This window comes from Streptomyces sp. NPDC037301 (assembly GCF_055602785.1).
On the sequence record NZ_JBVJWD010000053.1, the window covers coordinates 1 to 7,566 of the forward strand.

At 69.3% G+C, this 7,566-nt stretch carries 7 protein-coding genes and 1 pseudogene; 4 read left to right on the forward strand and 4 right to left on the reverse strand.

Going from position 1 to position 7,566, the window contains the following annotated elements:
* Positions 1–364: 364 nt before the first annotated feature.
* The gene (locus ACZ7IB_RS41175; RefSeq protein WP_470919904.1) at positions 365–1,414 is read right to left on the reverse strand and encodes a cation diffusion facilitator family transporter; all 1,050 of its coding nucleotides are present in this window, start codon (positions 1,412–1,414) and stop codon (positions 365–367) included.
* A gap of 126 nt (positions 1,415–1,540) precedes the next feature.
* On the opposite strand from ACZ7IB_RS41175, the gene ACZ7IB_RS41180 reads away from it, so the two are divergent.
* The 4 genes and pseudogenes from ACZ7IB_RS41180 to ACZ7IB_RS41195 all read left to right on the forward strand — a co-directional run bounded on the left by ACZ7IB_RS41180 (position 1,541) and on the right by ACZ7IB_RS41195 (position 5,727).
* Entirely contained in the window at positions 1,541–1,888 is a 348-nt protein-coding gene (locus ACZ7IB_RS41180; RefSeq protein ID WP_470919854.1) for an ArsR/SmtB family transcription factor, read from the forward strand.
* A 391-nt stretch (positions 1,889–2,279) separates the two neighbouring features.
* Positions 2,280–3,425 carry a magnesium and cobalt transport protein CorA gene (locus ACZ7IB_RS41185; RefSeq protein ID WP_470919856.1) on the forward strand — a complete coding sequence of 382 codons (1,146 nt, stop codon included), beginning with the start codon at positions 2,280–2,282 and terminating at the stop codon, positions 3,423–3,425.
* 386 nt (positions 3,426–3,811) lie between these two features.
* A pseudogene (gene corA, locus ACZ7IB_RS41190) lies at positions 3,812–4,893 on the forward strand (magnesium/cobalt transporter CorA).
* Positions 4,894–4,986: 93 nt separating this feature from the next.
* Positions 4,987–5,727, forward strand: a complete 741-nt coding sequence (locus tag ACZ7IB_RS41195; protein ID WP_470919858.1) for an SDR family NAD(P)-dependent oxidoreductase — start codon at positions 4,987–4,989, stop codon at positions 5,725–5,727.
* A 301-nt stretch (positions 5,728–6,028) separates the two neighbouring features.
* Here ACZ7IB_RS41195 and ACZ7IB_RS41200 read toward each other — a convergent pair whose 3' ends face one another.
* From ACZ7IB_RS41200 to ACZ7IB_RS41210, 3 genes are read right to left on the reverse strand one after another with little or no spacing between them, the layout of a single operon-like run.
* On the reverse strand, positions 6,029–6,286 hold the full coding sequence (locus ACZ7IB_RS41200; protein WP_470919860.1) for a hypothetical protein: 258 nt from the start codon (positions 6,284–6,286) through the stop codon (positions 6,029–6,031).
* A complete protein-coding gene (locus ACZ7IB_RS41205) occupies positions 6,259–6,627 on the reverse strand; it encodes a hypothetical protein (RefSeq protein WP_470919862.1) in 369 nt (122 codons plus the stop codon). Before ACZ7IB_RS41205 ends, ACZ7IB_RS41200 begins: the two co-directional genes overlap by 28 nt.
* Positions 6,624–7,421 carry a GNAT family N-acetyltransferase gene (locus ACZ7IB_RS41210; RefSeq protein WP_470919864.1) on the reverse strand — a complete coding sequence of 266 codons (798 nt, stop codon included), beginning with the start codon at positions 7,419–7,421 and terminating at the stop codon, positions 6,624–6,626. Before ACZ7IB_RS41210 ends, ACZ7IB_RS41205 begins: the two co-directional genes overlap by 4 nt.
* Positions 7,422–7,566: the final 145 nt, after the last annotated feature.

Sequence of the window (7,566 nt, forward strand, 5' to 3'; positions counted from 1 at the left end):
CAGACGGGACAAGGTCCCACAGGAGCTGCCCCCCCTCCCCGCTGCACCCCCCTTCCCCCCCCGCGCCCCTGGCCCCCACGCTTGAACCCCCCCCCGCGCCCCCGGACCGTTTCCGATCACCATTGACGCAGATCCGACGGCGTCCCCTACCGGTTCGGACGAAGTCGGCGTCAGCCGCTGTTGGCGGCACGGGCCGTCCAGCGTTCCTCGACCTTCGCGGTCCTCCAGTACGCCGGCGCCACCGCCCACACCAGCACGAAGAGTCCGACGATGATTCAGACCGACCGGTCCACGCCCTGGAGGTATTCGCCGGCCGCGACCGACGAAGTCCTCATGGTCCTCGTGCCGTTGCAGACTTCTCGGCTCAGGTCCCGTGGTGTGCCAGGACCAGGTGCGGATCCGGGGCACCCGGCGCCGGAGTCGGGTCGGCATGGACCAAGGCCGCGGTCAGCTTCGGTACGGCGTGCAGCAGGGCGTGCTCGGCCTCCACGGCCACCTGGTGGGCTTCACGCACATTCAGCTCGCCGTCGACGACGACCGCGACCTCCGCACGCAGTCGGTGGCCGATCCAGCGCAGCCGCAGCTCACCCACCGCTATTACGCCCGGCACGCGTCCCAGCGCGTGCTCGGCCGCGTCGACCAGGGCGGGATCGACGGCGTCCATCACCCGGCGGAAGACTTCCCGGCAGGCGTCGCGCAGCACCAGCAGAATCGCAGCGGTGATGACCAGACCCACGATCGGGTCGGCAAGCCGCCAGCCGATCGCGGCACCGCCTGCGCCCAACAACACGGCGAGCGAGGTGAATCCGTCGGTTCGGGCGTGCAGTCCGTCGGCGATCAAGGCAGCCGAGCCGATCTCGCGTCCGACTCGGATGCGGTAGCGGGCCACCCACTCATTGCCGACGAAGCCGACCACGGCCGCGGCAGCGACGGCGGGCAGGTAGCTGACCACCTGCGGGTTCAGCAGCCGGTCGATCGCTGTCCAGGCGGCAAAGAACGCGGAGGCCGCGATGGTCACCACGATGACGATGCCGGCCAGGTCCTCGGCCCGCCCGTAGCCGTAGGTGAAGCGGCGGTTCGCCGCCCGGCGCCCCAGGACGAAGGCCACGCCCAGGGGCAGTGCGGTCAGTGCGTCGGCCGCGTTGTGCACGGTGTCGCCGAGCAGAGCCACCGAGCCGGACAGGACGACCACCACAGCCTGTGTCGCAGCCGTGACGCCGAGCACCGCCAGAGAAATCCATAGCGCCCGCATGCCCTGCGCGGAGGACTCCAGGGCGCGGTCGACCTTGTCGGCGGACTCGTGCGAGTGCGGTTTCACCAGGTGGCCGAGCCGATGCCGCCACCGTGCCCGGCGGCCGGTGCCACCGTGCCCACGGGCCTGCCCGCTGCCTTGACCGTGGTCATGGTCGCGCATGTGCCGGTACTCGTGCGGGTGGTGGGTGTGTCCAGGCTGCTCGCTCACGGTCCGGCCTTTCGACGCGGGACGGGGATGTGGACACCACAAGGCGCCCTGACCCATTATGTGCACATGAGCGCATGCATGCACCTATCACCTGCACACGGTACGCACCCGCGAGATCCAGGCGCCGAACAGCTCACCCACGCCGCCGCGGTCCTGGGCCTGCTCTCCGATCGCACCCGGCTCGTACTGGTGCACACGCTCGGCAAAGGTGAAGCGGATGTCACCTCACTGACGGCAGCCTGCGGAGCTGCTCGTCCGGCGGTCAGTCAGCACTTGGCCAAGCTGCGACTGGCGGGGCTCGTGTCCGTACGCAAGGAAGGTCGGCGCATGATTCACTGCCTGCCCGACGGGCACTTGCGACGCGTGGTCGACGAAGTCCTGAACCTCGCCGGCCACCACCTCAGCGGCGCTGCCGTGCACGACTGAGCAGTGGGCCTCTGCGCGGCGGTGGAGGCGGCGCCACAGCAGGCGGTTGAGGCCGGCGACGTACAGGCTCGTCACCACCACCCCGGCCGGCAGCGACGGGCCGGCCGCGGCCCCGGTCACACCAGGAGCAGGCGGTTCGCCTCGGCAGGCGCACTCCATGACGCCGCGTTCATCGGTCCAGAGAGTTCGCCGGCGAGGTATAGCCTGCTCACCGGCCCCGTCCCGTGCGTACAGAAAGGCAGGTGAGATCCACGATGTGTGGTGAACCTCCCAGTCGCACGCCGCGGGACGCTGCCACGACCGGACCCTAGCCGGATCCGAAGGCGACGTCTGCGGCGTGCCCTCGCCCATCCCCACGCCTTCTACTTCCTGCCTGCGGAAGGACTCCGTCATGTCCGAGCGTCGTCTGCGTGCCCTGCGCGCGTTCAAGAAGCCGGCCAAGCGCCCGGCTGGGCCCCGCCCCGCTGATGAGCAGCCCGGCACGGCTGCATCGGCCGATCAGCAGCCGTCCCGTGGAACCAGCGTCATCACTGCCGCGCTGTATCACGACGGCCACCGCACCAGCACCCATGACTCGCTCGCCGAGACCTTCCAGAAGCTCCGCGAGGCGGACGACGGCATGGCGTGGATCGGCCTGCACCAGCCGACCGAGGCCGAACTACTGTCCGTTGCAGGCGAGTTCGACCTGCATCCGCTCGCGGTCGAGGACGCGTTGGAGGCGCACCAGCGCCCCAAGCTGGAACGTTACGGCGACACCCTGTTCGTGGTGCTGCGCGCTGCCCGCTACCTGGATGACGCCGAAGAGGTCGATTTCGGCGAGCTGCACGTCTTCGTCGGACCCGACTTCGTGATCACCGTGCGCCACGGGGCGGCCCCGGATCTGGCAGCGGTCCGGCGCCGCATGGAGGACACCCCGGATCTGCTCAAGCGCGGCCCCGAGGCTGTGCTGTACGCGATCCTCGATGCGGTCGTCGACGGCTACGCGCCCGTGGTCGCCGGCGTGGAGAACGACGTCGACGAGATCGAGACCGAGGTCTTCAGTGGCGACCCGAAGGTGTCCCGCCGCATCTATGAGCTTTCCCGGGAAGTGGTGGAGTTCGCGCGCGCGACCCGTCCCCTGACGAGGATCCTGGAAGGGCTGAGCGCCGGATTCGAGAAGTACGGAATCGACGAGGAACTGCGCAGGTACCTGCGCGATGTGGCCGACCACTCCACCCATGTCACCGAACGTGTCGACGGTTTCCGCCTGGCGCTGCAGGACATCCTCGCTGTCAATGCCACGCTGGTCAGCCAGCAGCAGAACGAGGAGATGAAGCAACTGGCACAGGCCGGCCACGCGCAGAACGAGGAGATCAAGAAGATCTCCTCGTGGGCGGCGATTCTGTTCGCGCCGACACTGGTGGGGACCATCTACGGGATGAACTTCGAACACATGCCGGAGCTCGGCTGGGTCCTGGGGTACCCCTTCGCAATCGCGCTGATGGCTGTCGTATGTCTCGGGCTGTACGTGGTCTTCAAGCGCCGGGACTGGCTCTGACCCCATGGACCGGGAGATCGACGATGCGCCAGGATCGGGAGATCGGCTGTGCGTCCACTCCTCCCGAGAGTTTCTGTCGCCGCGCGGCGCGCCGGCGTCGGGACGGCCGTGCGGGATGAGTCGGGGCACGCCCCGGCAACGGCCCAGCGCCGACTGAACCCCGCGCCCCCGCGTCAGTGCCCGGTCACCGGACGGGGCCGCACGCACGACGTGGGCCGCGTCCGCCCGCTCGGGCGCGAACTCCTCGAACTGCGCCACGCTTGAGGCGGGCTTCCGGGCGCCCTCGTTGAAAACGCTCCGGTCGTACGCCCGCCCTCCTCTTCCCCGGCCTCACAAGGGCCGGTGGCACACTGACGACCTGCTGTCCGAAGGAGCTCGATGTGCCGATGATCCGCAATCTCCGACGTGCCGTGCGCCGCGCCTACCGCCGGAAGGTCGATCTGAGCCACCCGGCCCGCTCTCCGCTGGGCAGCACGGTGGTCAACTGCGTGATCTACGAAGACGGCGTACGGCAGCCCGGTACCTGCCCGACGGACGAAGCTCTGCGGCGGGTCCGCAAGTCCGGCCGCGGCTTTGTGTGGATCGGCCGCACGAGCCGTCCGAGACGGAACTCTCGGGTATCGCCGAGCTTTTCGGCCTGCATCCACTGGCAGTTGAGGACTCGGTCCACGCCCATCAGCGGCCAAAGGTGGAACGGTATGACGAGACGCTGTTCGCCGTCTTCAAGACCTGCCGCTATGTCGAGCACGAGGAGCTCACCGCCACCAGCGAGGTGGTGGACACCGGAGAACTCATGATTTTCACCGGCGCCGACTTCGTGATCACCGTCCGGCACGGCCCGCACGGTTCGCTCGGTCCGCTCCGCGAGGCGCTGGAGGCCGCGCCCGCGCAGCTGGCCAAGGGGCCCGCAGCCGTACTGCACGCCATAGCCGACCAGGTGGTCGACGACTACCTGGCCGTGACGGAATCGGTGCAGATCGACATCGACGCCGCCGAGACCGACGTCTTCAGCGGGCACGCGGGCCGTGGTGACGCGGGCCGGATCTACCAGCTCAAGCGCGAACTGCTGGAGCTCAAGCGTGCGGTGGCACCACTGGACCGGCCACTGCAGGCCTTGGTCACCCGGCCCATGCCGCCGGTCGGCCCGGACATCCAGCCGTACTTCCGTGACGTCGCCGACCACCTGGCCCGCGTCATCGAACAGATCACGTCGTTCGACGCCCTGCTCGATTCAATCCTCCAGGCCCACCTCGCCCAGGTGACCGTCGCCCAGAACGAGGACATGCGCAAGATCACGGCATGGGCGGCGATCATCGCCGTACCGACGATGGTCTGCGGCGTCTACGGCATGAACTTCGACCACATGCCGGAGCTGCGCTGGACCTATGGTTATCCCCTCGCCCTCGGAGTCATGGCTACCGCCTGCCTCGTCATCCACCGAAGCTTCCGCCGTGCCGGCTGGCTCTGACCAGCGTCCCTCCGGACCTGCTCCGGCCATGCGGTAGGACCTCGCGATCACGACCCGGCATCTCTGCTGGAGGCCGTGGCAGGATCCGTCGGCATGAGGACTGAACAAGCGGATGGGCCCGTCGCCCTGGTCAGCGGGTCCACGTCGGGGATCGGGGAGGCCGTTGCGCGGAGGCTGGCGGCGGACGGAATGCGGGTCGTCGTGCACTCGCGGCGCAGTACGGAGGCCGGGGAGGCGCTGGCGGCGGAGCTCGGCGGGGCGTACGTACGGGCGGATCTGGCGGTGGAGGAGGAGGCCCGGGGGCTGGTCGAGGCGGCACTCGGCCGGTTCGGGCGGCTGGACGTGCTGGTGAACAACGCGGGCATCAGCCGGCCGATCCCGCACGACGACTTGGCCGCTGCGACGCCGGCGGACTGGCGGCAGCTGCTGGAAGTCAGCCTGATCGCACCGTGGGTGCTGTGCACGGCGGCACTTCCGGTACTGCGCCAATCCCCCGCAGGCGGCAGCATCGTGAACATCACCAGCCATGCCGGGGTGCGCCCCAAGGGCTCGTCGGTGCCGTACGCAGCGAGCAAGGCCGCTCTGAATCACGTGACCCGGCTGCTCGCGGCTGCGCTCGGGCCGGATGTGCGGGTCAACGCGGTCGCTCCGGGGCTGGTGGACACGCCGATGACGAAGGACTGGGCTCAGGCGCACGAGTTGTGGCGGGTCCGCGCGCCCATGCGCCGCCCGGCTCAGCCCGCCGACGTGGCCGACCTGGTGGCGTCGGTGATCGCCAGCACCTGTCTCACCGGCGAGGTCATCGTGCTCGACGGAGGACTGAACCTGACCTGAGCCGGCCGGAGGGCTGTGCCACGGCCGGCGAACCACCCTGCCGGCCAACCACCGCGCTCGGTCACAGCCGAATAAGACCGACCGGCAAATGGGGGGTGGGAGAAGGAGCGGGGCTGGGTGCGTGCAGCTGCAAGGCGGAGGAGGGAGGCAACGCGATGGGGTCTCCCCCGCTCGAGCGAAGCCGAGAGCTTGGGGAAGTCGGTGATTGACGACAACGCCGGAGGGGGTCCCCCCTGGCCCTTAAGGCCTTGGGGGAGTGCGTGCCCAGCCCCGCGACGCCGCCCCCCATTTGCCGGTCGGTCTAAGCAATGTCGCGGTCAATGCGCTCGGGCAACTGCTTGAGCACTGTTGCCCTACACAGCAGCGCCCCTCGCCCCATGGACGAACAGGCGCCCGCGTCCAGCAGGTGCCGCAGCTCAGAACTGGCGATGAGTACTCTCGGATCCGCCTCAACCCGCGCGCCGTCCAGGTCGCGCGGCACCACCCGCTGCAGATCCCGTCGGACCAGCGCACGGCCGCCGGACGGTCCGGTCACGGCAAAGGCAGCGACAAGTCGCACCAGAGCTCATCGTCGCCGCGCAGGAAGGCGATCCGCACCGTGAGGACACTCGCTTCGGCCGGGAAGGCCGGACGGCCCGTGATGCTGCCGTCGGTGTACGAGCCGTCGGAGCCGGTGCCGAAGACGCCGCCCCAGTCGAGGTACGCGGTGTCGACATCGTCCTCGGCCTGCATCATCAGCAGTACGGGAGGTCCGTCGGCCTCGTCCGGAAGGGGAGGGGTCACCGTGTAGTGGAGGGTGAACGAGTCGTCGAGGACGGTCAGTCCGTGCACCGTGAGTTCGTGGCGGCCTTCGAGGACCGGCACGGTGACGAGGGGGCGGGCGTTCCTGGATCCGCTCATGCGGGGATGCCCGCCTTCTGGAGTCGCGACGCGGTGGTCTCCCTGGTGGCGTAGTGGACGTACTCGCTCTCCAGCCGGAATCCGGAGGTCCAGGCCAGGAGGCGGCTGGGGCGGTTGCCGCGGGAGCAGGACCAGCTCGCGATGCGTCCGCGGGCCGCGATGTCCGCGCAGAGGCCGGCGACGCAGGCGTGGGCCAGGTGCCGGCGGCGGTGGTCGGGGACGGTGAAGCAGGCGATGTCCTCGTACTCGCTGCCGAGGAAGTATGTGCAGGCCACGGCGAGAATCCGGTCCTTGTGGAAGGCGGCCCGGCCAAGACCGGAGGCGGCGAGACCCGATGGGCCGTTCCAGCCTTTGTGCAGCCAGGCCGCGTCGGGGCCGAGCGCGGCGAGTGCCTGGGCGTCCTCGGGGACGAGCGGGCGTATCGTCACGCCCCGCGGTGGCCGGGGTGCCGGTGATGTTGCGGGCGCACGGTGGATGTACACCATCCGCTCCCCCGGCACGATCCTGCCGAAGGAGGCGCCCAGGGCCGGCAGAAAGCGGGAGGGCGCCTCGATGTAGCTGCCTGCGAGCGGGGCCAGGGAGCCTGGGGTGAGGGCTCGCGGGTCACCACGCAGCAGTACATGGTCTGCGCAGCTGACGGCAACGGCCTGCGGCTCGACAGCGCGGTCCGCCCACCACTGCCCGGCGCCGGTGCGCAGAACGTGTTCGGCCAGAGCTGCGGGGCCCGGTGCACCGACGGGCAACCACCCGGCGAGGGCGGGAAGAATGTTCGACTGAAGCTGGATCTGGATCACGGGAGAGACCACCTGATTCGGGTGCGGGGGGGGGGGGGGGGGGGGGGGGCGGGGGGAGAGGGGGGGGGGTTGGGGTCGTTTGTTTTGTTGTTGGTTTTTGTTTTTTTTTTTTTTTTTGTTGTTTTTTTCTTTCTTGTGTTTTTTT